Origin of the sequence: Solwaraspora sp. WMMB762 (genome assembly GCF_049179115.1) — a bacterium.
GTDB lineage: Bacteria > Actinomycetota > Actinomycetes > Mycobacteriales > Micromonosporaceae > Micromonospora_E.
Genome location: NZ_JBMHMD010000001.1, coordinates 728,971 through 744,796, shown reverse-complemented (window position 1 = coordinate 744,796; position 15,826 = coordinate 728,971). Strand labels below are relative to the sequence as shown.

Below are 15,826 nucleotides of genomic sequence, written 5' to 3'. Positions count from 1 at the left end.
GTGGTACGTGCCGCTCGCGACCGATCGAAAGGACAACCATGAATCTCGTACTGTGGATCGTCACCGGCTGGCTGGCCGTCGTCATGCTGGTCAGCACCGGGAAGGTGCTGGTGCCCCGGGAGAAGCTGGCCTCGATGGGTCGGGCCGGGGAGTGGGTGATGGACTTCAGCCCTCGCGCGCTGTGGGTCATCACGATCCTGGAGCTGTTGGCGGCGGCAGGGCTGATCCTGCCGGCGGTGCTCGGCATCGCCCCGGTCCTGGTGCCGGTGACCGCGGTCTGCGTCGCGGTGCTGTTCACCGGTGCGGCGACCATGCGGCTACGACGCGGCGAACGCCTGACGGTCCTGCCCGACCTGGTCTATGCCGCGATGGCCGCCTTCGTCGCCTGGGGCCGGTTCGGTCCCGCGCCGTTCACCGGCTGAGTTGATCCGACTCCGCCGGGCCGGTCCGCCCGGCGGAGTCGGAGATGCTCAACCCGTCGGTACGGCGATCCGCAGGCTCAGCGCGCCGTGCAGGTCGAGCCAGACGTCGGCCGGGCCGCGTACCAGTCGCAGCAGCACCCCGGTGCAGTGCGGGCAGCGGGCGACCAGGCCGGGCGCGTCGGAGTAGACCATCAGGGCGGCGAGCGGGCCGGCCCGCCCACAGCTGGCGCAACGGCCGGTCGCGGTGGTGACGTCCACCGCGAAGATCTCGGCCAGCGGACCGGCCAGCGCGTTACCGTCCAGGTGGTGCTCGTCGGGCAGGTGCTGCTCGTCCGTCAGGTGACGTCCGTCGGGCAGCACCGACGTCACGGGCTGGTCGGTCATGTCAACCTCCGGTGGGTCCGAATCGTTCGGTGCGGACGCGGCGGGGGTCGTGCCCGAGGGCGATCAGGATGTCGGCGACCGTCTCCACGAAGCCGGTCGGCCCGCAGACGTAGCAGGCCGGTTCGAGCATCGCCGGCCAGCCGTCGGTGTTGACCCGGGAGACTCCGATCCGGCCGACCTGGCCGGGCCAGCCCTCGGGTGCCTCCCGGGTGTAGACGTAGCTGACGTCGAGACCGGCGTCGTCGCGGGCGCGGCGGCGCAGCTCGTCGGCGTAGTAGACGTCGGCCGGGGTACGCACCGAGTAGATGAGCCGGAACGGGACCCGGCTGCCGGCGGCCCGTCGGGCGCGGATCATCGCCATCAGCGGCACGATGCCGGAGCCGCCGGCGATCAACAGCACCGGATCGGTCGTGTCGGGTCGCCACACGAACCAGCCGCCGACCGGTCCGCGGATCTCCACCGGGTCACCGACGGCGTACGGGCCGGCCAGGTAGCCGGAGACCTCGCCGTCGGGCACCCGCTGCACGGTCAGCTCGACCTGGTCGCCGTCGGCCGCGTTGGCGACCGAGTAGCTGCGCTGGGCCTGGTAACCGTCGGCGGCGGTGAGCCGCACGTCGACGTGCTGGCCGGGCAGGTGTCCGGGCCAGTCCGGCACGTCGAGCAGCAGGGTACGGGCGGTCGTCGTCTCGTCGCGAACGGCGGCGAGGCGGGCCACCCGCCAGCTCAGTCGCCCTGGTACCGCTGCTCGCGCCATGGGTCACCGTAATCGTGGTAGCCGGCGGTCTCCCAGAAGCCGGGTTCATCGTCGGTCAGCAGCCGGATGCCGTGCACCCATTTGGCCGACTTCCACAAATAGAGGTGCGGCACCAGCAGCCGGGCCGGGCCGCCGTGCTCCGGGCTCAGGTCGGCGTCGTCGTAGCGGTAGGCGATCCATGCCTGCCCGTCGAGCAGGTCGGCCAGTGGCAGGTTGGTGGTGTAACCGCCGTACGAGTGGGCGAGGGCGTAGTCGGCGCTGGTGTCGGTGTCGGCCAGCAGGGTGTCGAGGGAGACGCCGTGCCAGCGGGTACCGAGCTTGGACCACTTGGTCACGCAGTGCAGGTCGACGGTGACGTCCTCACTGGGCAGGTCGAGCAGCTCCGGCCAGCTCCACCGCTGCTCGGTGCCGTCCTCGGTGGTGACCACGAACTGCCAGCCGGCGACGTCGATGCGCGGGGTCGGGCCGGCGGACAGCACCGGGAAGTCCTCGGTCAGATACTGTCCCGGCGGCAGAGTGACAGCGCCGGGAGAACGTGGACGGCCCTGGAACCCGGGCGACACGATACCCATCGGACCGTCGTACCACCTGGCCGGGCGCTTCCGCCAGCGTCGGCGGGGATTGCACCCGTCCGAGGTGCCGGGCCGCGCGCACCTGTCAGAGGTCGAACAGGTCCCGCATCGCCTCTTCCAGGCGGGCCATGCTGGCACCGGTCACCATGCCGACCCGTTCCGCCCCGGAGCGGCCGGAGATACGGCGCATCCGGTTGACCACGACGACTCCGGACAGCGGGTCGGTCTCGGCCAGCGGCACTACGAACGGCGGCAGGCTGGTGGCGCCGCGCTGGCGGACGATCGGCGCGCAGTACGGGGCGGCCCTGGGTCGCTCGTTGTGTGTGTCGCCGGACAGCACCACCACCCGGTAGCGCAGGTCGGAGCGCTCGCCGACGGTCCAGATCTCGCCGCGGTTCACGCCGCGTCAGACAGGTCGGACCAGCCGGACTCCAGCGTGTCGGCGAGTTCGTCGAAGCCGTCCAGTTCGTCGCGGACCTCCGGGTTGGCGGCCAGCCACTCCTCGTGTGCCCGGGCGGCGTCGCGGCGCGCTTCCCGGCGGGCGGCCCGGTCGATCCAGTCGGAGAGCGTCATCCCGTCCCGTTCGGCAGCGGCCAGCGCCCTGGCCAGGGTCTGCGGTCTCAGCCGCAGGGTGACCATCTCTGCCATGTCGCGATGGTACGACCAGGGCGGCCGGTGCGCTGCCCCGGCCCGGCCCGGGTCGGTGGGCATGTCGCGGAGTTGTAACGTTCAAGTCAGCCATTGACGCACATGTAACTGACTCCTAACCTACGTTGACAAGCGCTTCCTGTGGCCCCTAACACATGGTTACGCACCTGCTGGTCGGCTCGGATCCGGAGGTTTCTGATGGCAATATTGAAACGATTCACCAGGTCGCTGGCCATCGCTGCCGCCCTCTCGCTGGTCGCCACCGGCACCGTCGCCTGCGGCGACGACACCGAGTCGGGCAAGGTCGCGCTGCGCTACTCCTGGTGGGGCAACGCCGATCGGGCCGACCTGATGCAGCAGGCGATCGACCTGTTCGAGGAGCAGAACCCGGGCATCACCGTGACGCCGAGCTTCCAGGAATACGAGGCGTACTGGCAGAAGCTGACCACCGAGACCGCCGGCGGCAACATGCCGGACGTCCTGCAGATGGACTTCTCCTACCTGCGCGAGTACGCCGACCGGGGAGTACTCGGCGGTCTCGACGAGCACGTCGGCACCGACCTCGTCCTCGACGACCTGCTGGCCGGGTTCGACGGCGCCGGCACGGTAGACGGCACGCTGTACGCGGTCCCGGTCGGCGGCAACACCTGGAGCATGTTCTACAACCCGGCGCTGTTCGAGCAGGCCGGGGTGCCCGCGCCGGCGATCGGCTGGACCTGGGAGGACTACCACACCGCGATGGCCACCATCAAGGCCGAGACCGGCACCTACGGCGGCGGCAACTACACCGGGGTGATCTACAACCTTGAGGCGCAGCTGCGTCAGGAGGGCGGGGCGTTGTTCACCGAGGACGGCCGCCTCGGCTTCAGCAAGGAACGGCTGGCGCGGTTCTGGCAGCAGGGCATGGACCTGATCGAGCAGGACGTGGTCCTGCCGGTGGAGACCGCCGTCCAGATCAAACCGGCCTCCCTGTGGGTCGACGACCTGGCCGCCTCCGACCTCAGCTGGGACAACTTCCTCACTCGGTACGCGGGCGAGACCGACACCGAGATCAGGCTGGGCCCGGTGCCCAGCAACAACCCGGGACAGCTCGGGCAGTACCTCAAACCGGCGATGCTGCTGAGCACGTCGGCCGGCACCGAGCACCCGGAGGCGGCTGCCAGACTGATCTCCTTCATGATCAACGACCCGGAGGTGGGTCGGATCTTCGGCGGCAACCGTGGCCTGCCGGCCACCAACGCCCAGCGGGACGCGGCCGAACTCGACGGGCCGCTGGCCGCCGTGGCCGCCTACGAGGAGACCATCGCCGACCAGCTCACCCAGGCACCACCGGCGCCTCCGCGCGGTGCCGGCAGCATCGAGGCAGCGTTCATCCGGATCAGCGAGGAGCTGCACTACGGGCGGATCGGCGTAGCAGAGGCGGTCGACCAGCTCTTCGCCGAAGCCGAGGAAATCCTCGAGCCCTGATCCGTACGCGGTGACCAGCCCGAGGAATCCGATGACAAGCTCCACCGTCGACTCCGCCCGGCCCGCGGCAGCCGGCCGCCGTAGACCGGCGACGCCGCCATCGGGTCGCCGCAACGGCGACCCGATGGCCGGTTACCTGTTCCTGTCCCCCTGGATCGTCGGCATGCTGCTGCTGACGGTCGGCCCGATGGCGGCCTCGCTGTACCTGTCGTTCACCGACTACAACCTGTTCACCACGCCGGGATGGGTCGGGCTGGACAACTACCGCCGGCTCTTCGATGACGACCGGTGGCTGCAGTCGGTCCGGGTCACCGCCGGTTACGTGCTGCTCGCCGTACCGTTGAAGCTCGCCGCGGCGCTGGCGGTGGCGATGCTGCTCAACCAGCGCCGCCGCGGCCAGGGTTTCTACCGGGCAGCGTTCTACGGGCCGTCGTTGATCGGCGCCAGCGTCAGCGTCGCCATCGTCTGGAAGGCGCTGTTCAGCGACGACGCGGTGGTCGACCGACTGCTGAGCTCGGTCGGCTTGGACAGCGGCGGGTGGGTCGGCAATCCCGACTTCTCGCTGCTCATGCTGGTGCTGCTGGCGGCCTGGCAGTTCGGCGCACCTATGGTGATCTTCCTCGCCGGGCTCAAGCAGGTGCCGGCCGAGCTGTACGAGGCAGCCGAGGTGGACGGCGCCGGCCGGGCGCGTCGGTTCTGGTCGGTGACCCTGCCGATGATCTCACCGGTGCTGTTCTTCAACCTGCTGCTGGAGACGATCAACTCGTTCCAGATCTTCACCTCGGCGTACGTCATCGGCGGCCGCAACGGCAGCCCCGCCGGCTCGACCCTGTTCTACACGGTCTACCTCTATGACCGGGGCTTCACCGACTTCCGGATGGGATACGCCTCGGCGATGGCCTGGATGCTACTGCTCGGCGTGGGGCTGGTGACCGCGATGCTGTTCCGGACCGCCCGTGGCTGGGTCCACTACTCGGGAGACGACCGATGACCCCCGCGTCTCGGGCGGCGGGTGCCGCCACCCGGCGGCGTCGCCTCGGCAGCGTCGGCTGGCATCTGGCGGCGGTGGCGCTGCTGGCGGTGATCCTCTACCCGGTGGTCTGGGTCGTCTCCGCCTCGTTCAAACCGTCCGGGTCGATCGTCGGCAGCCTGGAACTGCTTCCCCAGGACCCGACGCTGGGCAACTACCAGCGGGCGGCCGAGGGCATGGCCGGTATCAGCGTGCTGCGGTTCTTCTGGAACTCGGCGGTGCTGGCGGTGCTCGCCGTGGTCGGGACGGTGGCGTCGTCGGCCCTGGCCGGCTACGCCTTCGCCCGACTACGGTTCCGTGGCCGTACCGTCCTGTTCGTACTGATGATCTCGACCCTGCTGCTGCCGTTCCACGTGCTGATCGTCCCGCAGTACGCGGTCTTCCAGAAACTCGGTCTGGTCGACACCTACGTGCCGCTGCTGGCCGGCAAGTTCCTCGCCGCCGAGGCGTTCTTCGTCTTCCTGATGGTCCAGTTCATGCGCGGCATCCCGCATGAGCTGGACGAGTCGGCCCGGATCGACGGCGCTGGGCCGTGGGGCATCTTCTGGCACGTGGTGCTGCCGTTGTCCCGGCCGGCAATGGTCACCACGGCCATCTTCACCTTCATCTGGACCTGGAACGACTTCCTCGCCCCGCTCATCTACCTCAGCACCCCGGACAAGTACCCGTTGCCGTTGGCGCTGCAGCTCTACATCGATCAGACCACGCTGTCCGACTACGGTGCGTTGATGGCCATGTCGATGCTCGCGCTGCTGCCGGTCATCGGGTTCTTCCTGTTCTTCCAGCGTCTGCTGGTGGACGGGGTCGCCACCTCGGGGTTGAAGGGATGAGCGCCACCGGCCGCGACGACCTCGCCACCACCGCCGGAGCCGGTGTGCGTGGCGCCCGCTTCGTGTTGTTCGGTGAGACCCTGCTGGTCGGAGTGCTGGTGCTGGTCAGCTTGCTGCCGCTGGTCACGCTGCTGGCAGCGCTGGCCGCCGGGTGCGCGCAGCTGCGGGCGTACGTCGACGACACCGGCAGCACCCGGCTCGGTGCCTTCGGCGTACGGTTGCGGGCCGCGCTGCCCGGCAGCTGGCCGTGGTCGCTCGCGGCGGTCGGGGCCGGGCTGCTGCTGTACTTCGACGCGGCGGTGGTACGCACCGGCCAGTTGCCCGTCGGTGAGCTGGTCGCAGCGGCCTGCCTGCTCACCGCGGTCGGCCTGGGCGCCGTACTGTTGCGGGCCGCCGCTGGCTGGCACCCGGGCGCGGCCTGGCCGGCACTGCTGCGCGCCGCGGTGCACACGCTGCGGTCCGACCCCGGCGGTACGGTGCTGCTGACGCTCGCCCTCACCGGTCTGGTCCTGGTCACCTGGCAGCTGGTCCCGCTGGTGGTGCCGATGACCGGCTGTGTACTGCTCGCCGCGGTCGCGGTGCACCGCCGTCGGGCGGCACCGGCCGAGCGCGGCTGACTGACTGGTCGTCGGATGGACAGCCGACGGTCAGTCGTGCAGCTGGGCGAGGTGCCGCATCTTGTTCATCGCGTCCAGCGCGGCGACCTTGTACGCCTCGGCGAGGGTCGGATAGTTGAACACGGCGTCGACGAAGTAGTCGACGGTGCCGTTGCAGCCCATCACCGCCTGCCCGATGTGCACCAGTTCGGTGGCGCCGGTGCCGAAGATGTGCACGCCGAGCAGTTGCCGGCTGTCCGGGGCGACCAGCAGCTTGAGCATCCCGTACGAGTCGCCGACGATCTGCCCGCGGGCGAGCTCCCGGTAGCGGGCGACCCCCACCTCGAAGGGCACCCGGTTGTCGGTGAGCTGGTCCTCGGTGCTGCCGATGAAGCTGATCTCCGGGATCGTGTAGATGCCGATCGGTTGTAGCTGCGGCATGCCACGGGCTGGTTCACCGCAGGCGTGGTGGGCGGCGAGCCGGCCCTGCTCCATCGAGGTGGAGGCCAGGGCGGGAAAACCGATGATGTCCCCCACCGCGTAGATGTGCCCGGCCGTGGTCTGGAAGTTCTCGTTGACCTGGATCCGGCCCCGGGTGTCGGCGGTCAGGCCGGCCCGCTCCAGATCGAGGTCACCGGCGACGCCCTGGCGCCCGGCGGAGTACATCACCGTGTCGGCGGCGATCCGCTTGCCGCTCTCCAGCACCGCGACCGCCCCGCGCTGGTGGCGCTGCACCGACGCCACCTCCTCACCGAAACGGAAGGTGACCGCGAGGTCGCGCAGATGATACTTGAGCGCTTCAACGATCTCCAGGTCGCAGAACTCGAGCATCCGGTCCCGCCGCTCCACCACGGTGACCTCGGTGCCGAGCGCGGCGAACATCGAGGCGTACTCGATGCCGATCACCCCGGCGCCGATCACCAGCATCGACTGCGGCACCTGTTCGAGGTTGATGATGCCGTCCGAGTCGATGATGGTCCGCTCATCGAAATCGACGCTGGCCGGGCGGGCCGGGCGGGTGCCGGCCGCGATCACGATCTTCTCGGCGGTGACCTTGTTTCCGTGGCCGGTCGCATCGGTCACCACCACGGTGTGCGCGTCATCGAACCGCGCCGTGCCGGTCATGATCCGTACCCGGTTGCGGGTCAACTGGCTGCGGGTCACGTCGATCTCGCGCCCGATCACGTGCTGGGTCCGGGCGGCCAGGTCACTGACCGTGATGTGATCCTTGACCCGATAGCTCTGACCGTAGACCTCGCGCTGGTTGAGGCCGGTCAGGTAGAGGACGGCCTCGCGCAGGGTCTTGGAGGGGATGGTGCCGGTGTTGATGCACACGCCGCCGAGCATGTGCGCGCGCTCGACGACCATGACGCTCCGGTCGAGCTTCGCCGCGGCGATCGCCGCCTTCTGTCCACTGGGGCCGGATCCGATCACGAGCACGTCGACGTCATACACCGGCCCAGTCTGACAGGCCCGGGTTTCCGGATGCTTACGACCACCCCTGTCCGTCCGGACGACCTGGGGCGATGGACGGGTTGCCTTCCGCAGCGAAAAGCCTACTATGGGGCAGCACATGAAGGCGACGTGTATGAATATATGACGGCACAGGCGTTGATGTCCGCTATGCCGTAGGCCACCGCTTCCCTCGCCAGTCGGAGCTCCGCCCGCCCAGTCGGACCTGAAAGGCACTACCGTGAGCCACCCCTACCGCACCGCTGCTGACCACTCCGGATTCTCCCCCTCCCGCCGCTCCCGCCGCCGGCCCGTCTGGCTGTGGATCACCGCACCGGTCGTGCTGGCCGTCCTGGTCATCGGGATCGGCGCGCTGACCAGGGGCGAGCAGTCGCAGGCGACGCCGACGCCGACAGTCGACGAGAGCACATCGCAGACCCCACCGGCCGACACCGAAGGCTGGCAGGCATGCCAGGACCTGCGTGAGATCAGCGCAGCCGAGCTCGACCACGACGTCAATCGGGAGATCGGCCGGCAGGCACAGGCGTCGACCGACGCCACGCTGGCCGCTCGTGGAAAAGACCTGGTGGACGCCGCCCGGGCCGCCGCCGACCAGGAGCCGATCGAGGGGAACCTGACGATCTCGGCCGCGCAGGTCGACCTGCGCGAGGCCTGCGACCGGGCGTTCGGCCCGGCCTGACCCCGCGACACGGTGCCGGCCGGCCGAGGGCTAGCCGGCCGGGGCCGGCCGGCGCCACGTGTCGAAGGCGATTCGCACCGCCTGTTCCACCGCCGCGATGCCGGCATCCAGCGAGTCGTGGTGGTCGGACAGCACCGCCACCAGCCAGTCGTGGTCGTCCTCGACGATCCGCCCGATGCTGTTGACCAGCCAGCGTCCGTCATGATCGTCGACGGTGTCCCAGCCGTTCTTCACCCAGGTACGGGAGCCGGTCGTACCGGCACCGGCCGGCACCCCCCACCGCTGTCCGTCGACCACCCGGCCCATCAGGTCCAGCACCAGGCCCCGGTCCGCCGATCGCAGCGGGCTCTCCTCGTCGACCAGCACTCGGAGCAGCCGGACCTGGTCGGCTGAGGTGGTGACGGTGGTTCCCCAGGCCGACCTCGGTCGGGTCCGGGTCAGGCCGAGCTCGGTGTTGACCCGGTCCAGTCCGGAGACGCCGCCGATGGCGGCGAAGAGTTCACTGGCCGCCGCGTTGTCACTGGCTGTGATCATGGCCTCGGCCCGGTCGCGTTGCACGGCGGTCAACGGGATCCCGTCCCGGTCCAGCAGCAGGGCAGTGAGAATCTCCACCTTGACGATGCTCGCCGTCTGGAACTGGAGCTCGTCACCGGTACGGAACCCGGCCCCGGTGCCGCGCTCGACAGCCGCGAAGCTGAACTGGCCGGGCAGGCCGGCGGCGTACCCGCGTACCTGTCGGGCCGCCAGCGCCGCCCGGCGGCGCTGCTCCGCCACGATGTCCGGGGTCGGCACCGCAGCGGTCGGCACGGCCACCACCGTACCCGGCCCGCCAGCGGCCACCCGACCGCCGGTCACCGGCAAACCGGCGGCAGCCCGCCACCCATAGCCGAGGCCACCTGCGACGAGCAGGCCGAACAGGCCGAAGCCGAGCAGTGACCGACGAGATGTCCCGCCACGGGAGTCGGCGCGTCGGCCGGACGTCGCGGTACGCCGGCCGGGGTGCCGGGCGTCCGTCGCGGTACGCCGGGCAGGGTGCCGGGAGTTCCCGGACCGGCCGGACCGACCCGCGAGGCGACCACTGGCCGGGCCTTCTCCGATGATCACGTACGCCCCCAGATCCGGTGCTGTCCGCTCTGCCGCCGGTGGTACGGGCATCGCACGGCGGTCGTTCAAATCGACGGCTCAACGGGGGGCGTGTCCGGGTGCGACCGGGTGCAACGCATAAGGTGGCGGGCATCCTCCCGATGACGGACAAGGCGGATCGACGATGGCGGACACGGCTGCGGTTGGCACGCTCGGCGCTGGCGACCATGCCTGTCTCACCTTCTCCGACCAGGAGGAGCGACTGGACCTGGTGGCGGCCTTCGTGCGTGGCGGGCTGCGGGCCGGGCAGAAGGTGGTCTGCTGGACCGACTCGGTGAGCCCGGACGAGCTCGCCGGTGAGCTGCACGACCGCGCGGTACGGCCTGGCTCGGCCCTGCGCCGGGGCCAGCTGCGCATCGCCTCGGCCACCGAGTCGCTGCTCGGCGGGGCACCGGCCGACGCCGGGGCGATGGTGCGGACGCTTGCGCGGGAGGCGCGCCAGGCCAGCGACGAGGGGTACGCCGGCCTGCGGGTGACCGCCGACATGTGCTGGGCGACCCGCCCGGCCGCCGCAGCCGATCAACTGGTCGAGTTCGAGACGCTGGTCGCCGACCTGTTCGCACACGGCCAGCTCTGTCTGATCTGCCAGTACGACCGGGAGCGGTTTGACGCCGTCACGCTGGCGTTCGCCGCCCGGGCCCATCCCCGGACCGTCGCCGCTCAGGTCTACCTGGAGCATCCGCTGCTGCGGGTCTGCCGGCAGTACAGCCCGGCCGGCCTGCGCATCGCCGGTGAGCTGGACTACCGGCACAAGGATGTGCTCGAGCTGGCGCTGGCCGAGTCGGTACGGATCGACCGCCACCTGCACATCAACCTGACCGGGCTGGACTACATCGACGGCGCCTGCGCCGGGATCATCCTGGCTGCCGCACGGGCGTTGCCGAGATCGCGCCGGATGACGGTGTCCTGCCGACGGCTGGTCGGTACCGTGCTGTCCCTGGTCGGCGCGGATGACGTGGCTCAACTCCGGGTACAGAGACGCCATGAGCAGCCCTGATCCCACCTCGCTCGGCATCGGGGGACGGCCGACGGACACTCCGTCCCCGGCCGGTGCCGTCGACCAGCCGTTCGACCGGGACGGTCTGTACGGCCTGCGGGCTACGCTCAGCGCACACGCTCCCGGGCTGGACATCTCGGCCGAGCAGACCGAGCATCTGCTCATCGTCGCCGGGGAGCTCGCCACCAACGCGATACGCCACGGCGGCGGCAGTGGCCGGCTCCGGTTGTGGCGCCGTGGCGACATCCTGTACTGCCAGGTCAGCGACGACGGGCCGGGGATGCGTGACCCGCAGGTGGGAACCGTTCCGCCGGACCAGGCGCGGGCCGGTGGTCGGGGGATCTGGATCTGCCGGCAACTCTGCACCGAGTTGATCATCGATCGTGCCGAACCGGGGCCGGGGGCGGTGGTCACCGCGGTGATCAGCCTGGCCCGGCCGGCCGGCCGGTGACCGACGGTGCGGGGGCGCTGGTGCTGGTGTCAGAGGGCCAGGACCGCGACCACGGCGAGGTAGCCGCCGAACAACAGGGTGCCTTCGAAGCCCAACCGGCCCCAGCCGCGGACCTGCCGGGCCAGCAGCCCACCGAGCAGCACCGTGGTCATCAGTAGCGCGGCAGAGGTGAGGAACAGTTCGTCCGGACCGGCCGCGTGGTAGATCGACCCGGGGCGGTAGAAGACGTCAGCGACCACCAGGTTGAGCGCGTCGAGGCAGTTGCCGCCGAGGACGGCGGCGACCGCGAGGGTCACCGCGCCGCGTCGTACCGCCGCGATCGCGGTGATCGTCTCCGGCAACGCGTTGACCAGGCCCATGAGCACCCCGCCGACGAATCCGGCCCGTAGCCCGGTCGCCTGCACCAGACTCTCGGCGGCGAGTGCGGTCAGCCAGCCGCTGGCGGCGACGGCCAGCCCGATGAGAGCGAACCGCACCCACAGCCGACGCAGTGGACGGTCATCGAGGAGACCGTGGCTCTGCGGCAGATCCCGGCGGGTCTCGTTGGTGTCGACGGCTTGCCAGTAGGGCGTAACGTCGGTGGAGTGGACGATCATGACGCCGCCGAGGTAGCAGCCGACCATGATCATCGAGACCGGGTGGACGCCCGCCACCGCGCCGTCCGGGGTGTAGGTGGCCAGCAGCGCCAGGGCCAGCAGCGCCAGCAGCAGGCAGCCGAAGAGCAGGTTGGACAGCGAAGCGGCGGCGTGTTCGAGGTTGACCCGCCGGTAGAACAGGTCGGCCACCGCGATTGCGGTGGTCTGCGCGGCGATGCCGCCGACGGCGTTGCTGTAGGCCAGTTGCGGAGCGTCACTAACTGCGGTCACCGCAGTCATCACGATCCCGGACAGCGACGTCGCCAGACCAAAGAAGACCGCACCGAAGACCGCTTCTCCCCAGCCGGTCCGGTCGGCGAGCGCGTCACCCACGGCGACGAGCCGGATCCCACCCGCCACCGTCACCACTCCGGCGATCGCGAACGCGGCTATCGACCAGGAGACAGGCCAGCCCGCCGTCACCAGGAAATCCGGCATAGGCGCATTTTTTCACATTGTCCGGCAGTCACATGCGATATCACCGGACCACGCCGACAACCGCCCACGACAACCCGTCATGATCGATCAGGATAAACTGAACACCTGCCATGATATCCACACTGGATGCCCTAAATGCCGGTACCGGCAGGGCACGGTCCGTCAACCGAGAACCGAGAGGAATGTACGTGGTATTCAAGAAGATGCTGGGCGCTCTGGGAATCGGCGCTCCCAGCGTCGACACGGTGCTACAGAACCCCAACGCCCGGCCGGGCCTTGCCCTCACCGGGCAGGTGAACATCACTGGTGGCAGCCACGACGTGCAGCTGGACCAGATCACAGTCAGCTTGGTCACCCGGGTTGAGGTGGAGGCCGGCGGCGAGGACCACAACGCCCTGGCCGAGTTCCACCGGTTCCCCGTGTCCGGCGGCATCCACCTGCGCGAAGGCCAGCAGTTGTCGTTGCCCTTCCAGTTCCCGGTGCCGTGGGAGACCCCGGTGACCGACCTCTACGGGCAGCGCCTGCACGGCATGACCATGGGTCTGCGGACCGAGGTCGCCATCCCGGGGGCGATCGACCGAGGCGACCTCGATGCGGTGCACATCTACCCGCTGCCGTTGCAGGAGCGCATCCTGGAGGCGTTCGCCCGGCTCGGCTTCGCCTTCAAGGGCGCCGACCTGGAGTACGGGCGGCTGCACGGCGTGCCCCAGACCCTGCCGTTCTACCAGGAGATCGAGTACTACGCCGCACCCCAGTACGCCGGCGGCATCAACGAGGTCGAGCTGACCTTCGTGGCCAGCGAGTACGGCATCGACGTCGTGCTGGAGTTCGACAAGCGCGGCGGTCTTTTCCGGCCGGGGCACGACTCGTACGGCCGCTACCGGGTCAGTCACACAGACGCCGACCAGGTGGACTGGACCGCCCAGGTCGACACCTGGGTCCGCCAGGCGCTCTCCCAGCGCCAGTCGCTGATCGGCGGATACGGCGCGCCCGGTGGGCATTACGGCGGGCACCACGGCGGGTCGGGAATGGGTGGGGTCGTCGCCGGCGCGGTCGGCGGCGCCGCGCTCGGCTTCGCCGGCGGGATGATCGCCGGCGAGGTCTTCGACTCGTTCGGCGGGGACGACGACTCGGGTGAGGAGTTCGAGGAGGAGTGACCATCAGCCGGGCGTTGGTGCTCCGGTCGGGGCACCGACGCCCGGCGACGCGGCGATGCCACCAGGTCACCGCGGTACCCGGCACACAATCGAGAGAGATCCGACCCGCGCCCAAATTATCCACTGCGGACACCCACCACCGATGGTTCGGCAATTCGACTGGGTCATTCGACAGCTGACGTTGCAATGCTGAGCGACATAGACGTAGGTTGAGGTCAGCCGACCGACGTACACGGCCAACCCGTTCCGAGCGGCGGCATTCGGTACGACCGGCGAGGGTGACGACTTTGCGTATCCGGGTCCTCGGTCAGGTCTGCGCCTGGCGCGACGGTGAACAACTGGATCTCGGACCAACGGCTCAACGAGCCATCCTGGGACTGCTCGCGATCGCGGCCGGACAGCCGGTGCGGGCGGCAGAGATCTCGGCCGCGGTCTGGGCCGACCGGCAGCCGCCACCGACCGCCCGGAACGTGATCCAGACCCACATCAAACACCTGCGGCGACGGCTCGAACCCGACCGGCCGCCCCGCGCTCCGAGCACGGTGCTCCCCCAGGTCGGGGACGGCTACGCGCTGCGGCTACCCGCTCCGGAGATCGACGCGGAGGTCTTCCGCCACCGGCTCGCCGCAGCGGCCGGTCTGCAGCGCAACGGCGAACTGAGTCGTGCGGCTGACGAGCTCGAACAGGCCCTCCGGCTGTGGCTCGGCCCGCCGATGGCCGACATACCGACGTTGGCCGAGCATCCCCGGGTCGTCGCGTTGCTCGAGGAGCGGCACACCGCCCTGGCACGGTACGGCGACATCATGATCGCCGCCGGGCGGGCCGCCGAGGCGGTGACCGCTCTGGAGGAGGCCGCCGCCGCACAGCCGCTGGACGAGGCGGCACAGGCCCGACTGATCCGGGCGTACCACGCCGCAGGACACCGTGCCCGGGCGTTCCACGCGTACCACCGGGTGCGCCGGCACCTGACCGACGAGCTCGGCGTCGATCCCGGGCCGGAGCTGACCGCCGCACACACCGCGCTGCTGCACGACGAGGAGCTGACCGCCGCCCCAGATGCCCGACCCCCGGGCGGCGAAACCGTCCGGGCAACGCCCGAACCGGCACCGGCCCAGCTGCCGGCCGACATCCCCGACTTCACCGGCCGGGTCACCGAGCTGGCCGAGCTCGACCAACTGCTCGACGACGCCCACGGGTGGACCGACGACGTGGACCGGTCGCCGGTGGTGACCGTCGCCGCGGTGTCCGGCACCGCCGGCGTCGGCAAGACCGCGCTCGCCGTCCGCTGGGCGCACCGGGTCCGGCACCGGTTCCCCGACGGCCAGCTCTACGTCGATCTGCAGGGCTACGACGCCGAGCAGCCCGTCTCCCCGGGCCAGGCGCTCGCCGGCTTCCTGCGGGCCCTCGGCGTCGCCGGTCCGGACCTGCCGCTGGACCTCGACGAACGGGCGGCCTGCTACCGCAGCCTGGCCGACGGACGGCGGCTGCTGGTGGTGCTCGACAACGCGGCGTCGGCGGAGCAGGTCCGGCCGCTGCTGCCCGGCTCGCCGTCCTGTCTCGTCCTGGTCACCAGCCGGGACTCGCTGGCCGGGCTGGTCGCCCGGCACGGCGCCCGCCGGGTCGGCCTCGATCCGCTGCCGCTGGCCGAGGCGGTGGCGCTCATCCACCGGCTGATCGGTGCCCGGGCCACCGTCGAACACACCGCCGCAGCGGTCCTCGCCGCGCACTGCGCCCGTCTCCCGCTGGCCCTGCGGGTAGCCGCGGAACTGGCGGCTACCCGCCCCACCGCGCCACTGGTCGAACTGGTCCGCGAACTCGCCGATCAGCACCGGCGCCTCGATCTGCTCGACGCCGGTGGCGACCGGCGCACCGGCGTACGCGCGGTGTTCTCCTGGTCCTACCTGCATCTGCCGGCCGACGCCGCCCGCGCGTTCCGGCTGCTGGGGCTGCATCCCGGGCCTGATCTGGAGCCGCACGCCGCCGCCGCGATCACCGCCACCTCGGTGCCCGACGCCCGACGGTTACTCGAGCTGCTCGCCCGCGCCCACCTGATCGAACGTGGGCCCGGCCACCGCTACGGGATGCACGACCTGCTCCGGGCGTACGCCGTGGACCTCGCCGGCCAGCAGGATTCACCGGTCGACCGGCAC

General features: G+C 70.5%; 17 protein-coding genes and 1 pseudogene. 10 read left to right on the top strand and 8 right to left on the bottom strand.

The features are described 5' to 3' along the window. Positions 1 to 38 precede the first annotated feature (38 nt). Positions 39 to 422 (top strand): DoxX family protein, encoded by a 384-nt coding sequence (locus ACN27J_RS03550; RefSeq protein ID WP_421372094.1) that lies wholly within the window; start codon positions 39 to 41, stop codon positions 420 to 422. A gap of 48 nt (positions 423 to 470) precedes the next feature. Here ACN27J_RS03550 and ACN27J_RS03545 read toward each other — a convergent pair whose 3' ends face one another. The 5 genes from ACN27J_RS03545 to ACN27J_RS03525 form a co-directional block, all read right to left on the bottom strand. Then, positions 471 to 743 carry a DUF6510 family protein gene (locus ACN27J_RS03545; RefSeq protein WP_421372093.1) on the bottom strand — a complete coding sequence of 91 codons (273 nt, stop codon included), beginning with the start codon at positions 741 to 743 and terminating at the stop codon, positions 471 to 473. Between the two features lie 64 nt (positions 744 to 807). After that, positions 808 to 1,560, bottom strand: a complete 753-nt coding sequence (locus tag ACN27J_RS03540) for a ferredoxin reductase (RefSeq protein WP_421363508.1) — start codon at positions 1,558 to 1,560, stop codon at positions 808 to 810. Next, entirely contained in the window at positions 1,530 to 2,132 is a 603-nt protein-coding gene (locus ACN27J_RS03535) for a sulfite oxidase-like oxidoreductase (RefSeq protein WP_421363505.1), read from the bottom strand. The genes ACN27J_RS03540 and ACN27J_RS03535 overlap by 31 nt, the downstream gene beginning before the upstream one ends. A gap of 85 nt (positions 2,133 to 2,217) precedes the next feature. Beyond that, a complete protein-coding gene (locus tag ACN27J_RS03530) occupies positions 2,218 to 2,532 on the bottom strand; it encodes a type II toxin-antitoxin system PemK/MazF family toxin (protein ID WP_278168906.1) in 315 nt (104 codons plus the stop codon). Next, a complete protein-coding gene (locus tag ACN27J_RS03525; RefSeq protein WP_421363502.1) occupies positions 2,529 to 2,780 on the bottom strand; it encodes a hypothetical protein in 252 nt (83 codons plus the stop codon). Before ACN27J_RS03525 ends, ACN27J_RS03530 begins: the two co-directional genes overlap by 4 nt. Positions 2,781 to 2,978: 198 nt before the next feature. Between ACN27J_RS03525 and ACN27J_RS03520 the strand changes: the two genes are divergently transcribed. Genes ACN27J_RS03520 through ACN27J_RS03505 form a run of 4 tightly spaced genes read left to right on the top strand, consistent with a single transcriptional unit; the run spans position 2,979 to position 6,724 of the window. Continuing rightward, positions 2,979 to 4,247, top strand: a complete 1,269-nt coding sequence (locus tag ACN27J_RS03520) for an ABC transporter substrate-binding protein (RefSeq protein ID WP_421363499.1) — start codon at positions 2,979 to 2,981, stop codon at positions 4,245 to 4,247. 31 nt (positions 4,248 to 4,278) lie between these two features. Beyond that, entirely contained in the window at positions 4,279 to 5,238 is a 960-nt protein-coding gene (locus ACN27J_RS03515; protein ID WP_421363496.1) for a carbohydrate ABC transporter permease, read from the top strand. After that, complete coding sequence (locus ACN27J_RS03510; protein WP_421363495.1) at positions 5,235 to 6,107, top strand: carbohydrate ABC transporter permease; 873 nt, start codon at positions 5,235 to 5,237, stop codon at positions 6,105 to 6,107. Before ACN27J_RS03515 ends, ACN27J_RS03510 begins: the two co-directional genes overlap by 4 nt. Continuing rightward, positions 6,104 to 6,724, top strand: a complete 621-nt coding sequence (locus ACN27J_RS03505) for a hypothetical protein (protein ID WP_421363492.1) — start codon at positions 6,104 to 6,106, stop codon at positions 6,722 to 6,724. The genes ACN27J_RS03510 and ACN27J_RS03505 overlap by 4 nt, the downstream gene beginning before the upstream one ends. Positions 6,725 to 6,754: 30 nt before the next feature. Here the strand turns inward: ACN27J_RS03505 and sthA are convergent, their stop codons facing one another. Further along, entirely contained in the window at positions 6,755 to 8,158 is a 1,404-nt protein-coding gene (sthA, locus tag ACN27J_RS03500) for a Si-specific NAD(P)(+) transhydrogenase (protein WP_278168900.1), read from the bottom strand. 238 nt (positions 8,159 to 8,396) lie between these two features. On the opposite strand from sthA, the gene ACN27J_RS03495 reads away from it, so the two are divergent. Further along, a complete protein-coding gene (locus tag ACN27J_RS03495; protein ID WP_421363489.1) occupies positions 8,397 to 8,855 on the top strand; it encodes a hypothetical protein in 459 nt (152 codons plus the stop codon). A 30-nt stretch (positions 8,856 to 8,885) separates the two neighbouring features. Here ACN27J_RS03495 and ACN27J_RS03490 read toward each other — a convergent pair whose 3' ends face one another. Further along, the gene (locus ACN27J_RS03490; RefSeq protein WP_421363488.1) at positions 8,886 to 10,010 is read right to left on the bottom strand and encodes a serine hydrolase; all 1,125 of its coding nucleotides are present in this window, start codon (positions 10,008 to 10,010) and stop codon (positions 8,886 to 8,888) included. Between the two features lie 112 nt (positions 10,011 to 10,122). On the opposite strand from ACN27J_RS03490, the gene ACN27J_RS03485 reads away from it, so the two are divergent. Next, entirely contained in the window at positions 10,123 to 10,995 is an 873-nt protein-coding gene (locus ACN27J_RS03485; protein WP_278168897.1) for an MEDS domain-containing protein, read from the top strand. Then, the gene (locus tag ACN27J_RS03480) at positions 10,982 to 11,446 is read left to right on the top strand and encodes an ATP-binding protein (protein ID WP_421363485.1); all 465 of its coding nucleotides are present in this window, start codon (positions 10,982 to 10,984) and stop codon (positions 11,444 to 11,446) included. The genes ACN27J_RS03485 and ACN27J_RS03480 overlap by 14 nt, the downstream gene beginning before the upstream one ends. Positions 11,447 to 11,475: 29 nt before the next feature. Here the strand turns inward: ACN27J_RS03480 and ACN27J_RS03475 are convergent, their stop codons facing one another. After that, the gene (locus ACN27J_RS03475) at positions 11,476 to 12,519 is read right to left on the bottom strand and encodes a sodium:calcium antiporter (protein WP_421363482.1); all 1,044 of its coding nucleotides are present in this window, start codon (positions 12,517 to 12,519) and stop codon (positions 11,476 to 11,478) included. A 182-nt stretch (positions 12,520 to 12,701) separates the two neighbouring features. Between ACN27J_RS03475 and ACN27J_RS03470 the strand changes: the two genes are divergently transcribed. Together ACN27J_RS03470 and ACN27J_RS03465 are read left to right on the top strand one after the other, a co-directional pair. Further along, complete coding sequence (locus ACN27J_RS03470) at positions 12,702 to 13,676, top strand: sporulation protein (protein WP_421363479.1); 975 nt, start codon at positions 12,702 to 12,704, stop codon at positions 13,674 to 13,676. A gap of 287 nt (positions 13,677 to 13,963) precedes the next feature. Next, positions 13,964 to 15,823, top strand: a pseudogene (locus ACN27J_RS03465) (AfsR/SARP family transcriptional regulator); the annotation flags it as partial. Positions 15,824 to 15,826: the final 3 nt, after the last annotated feature.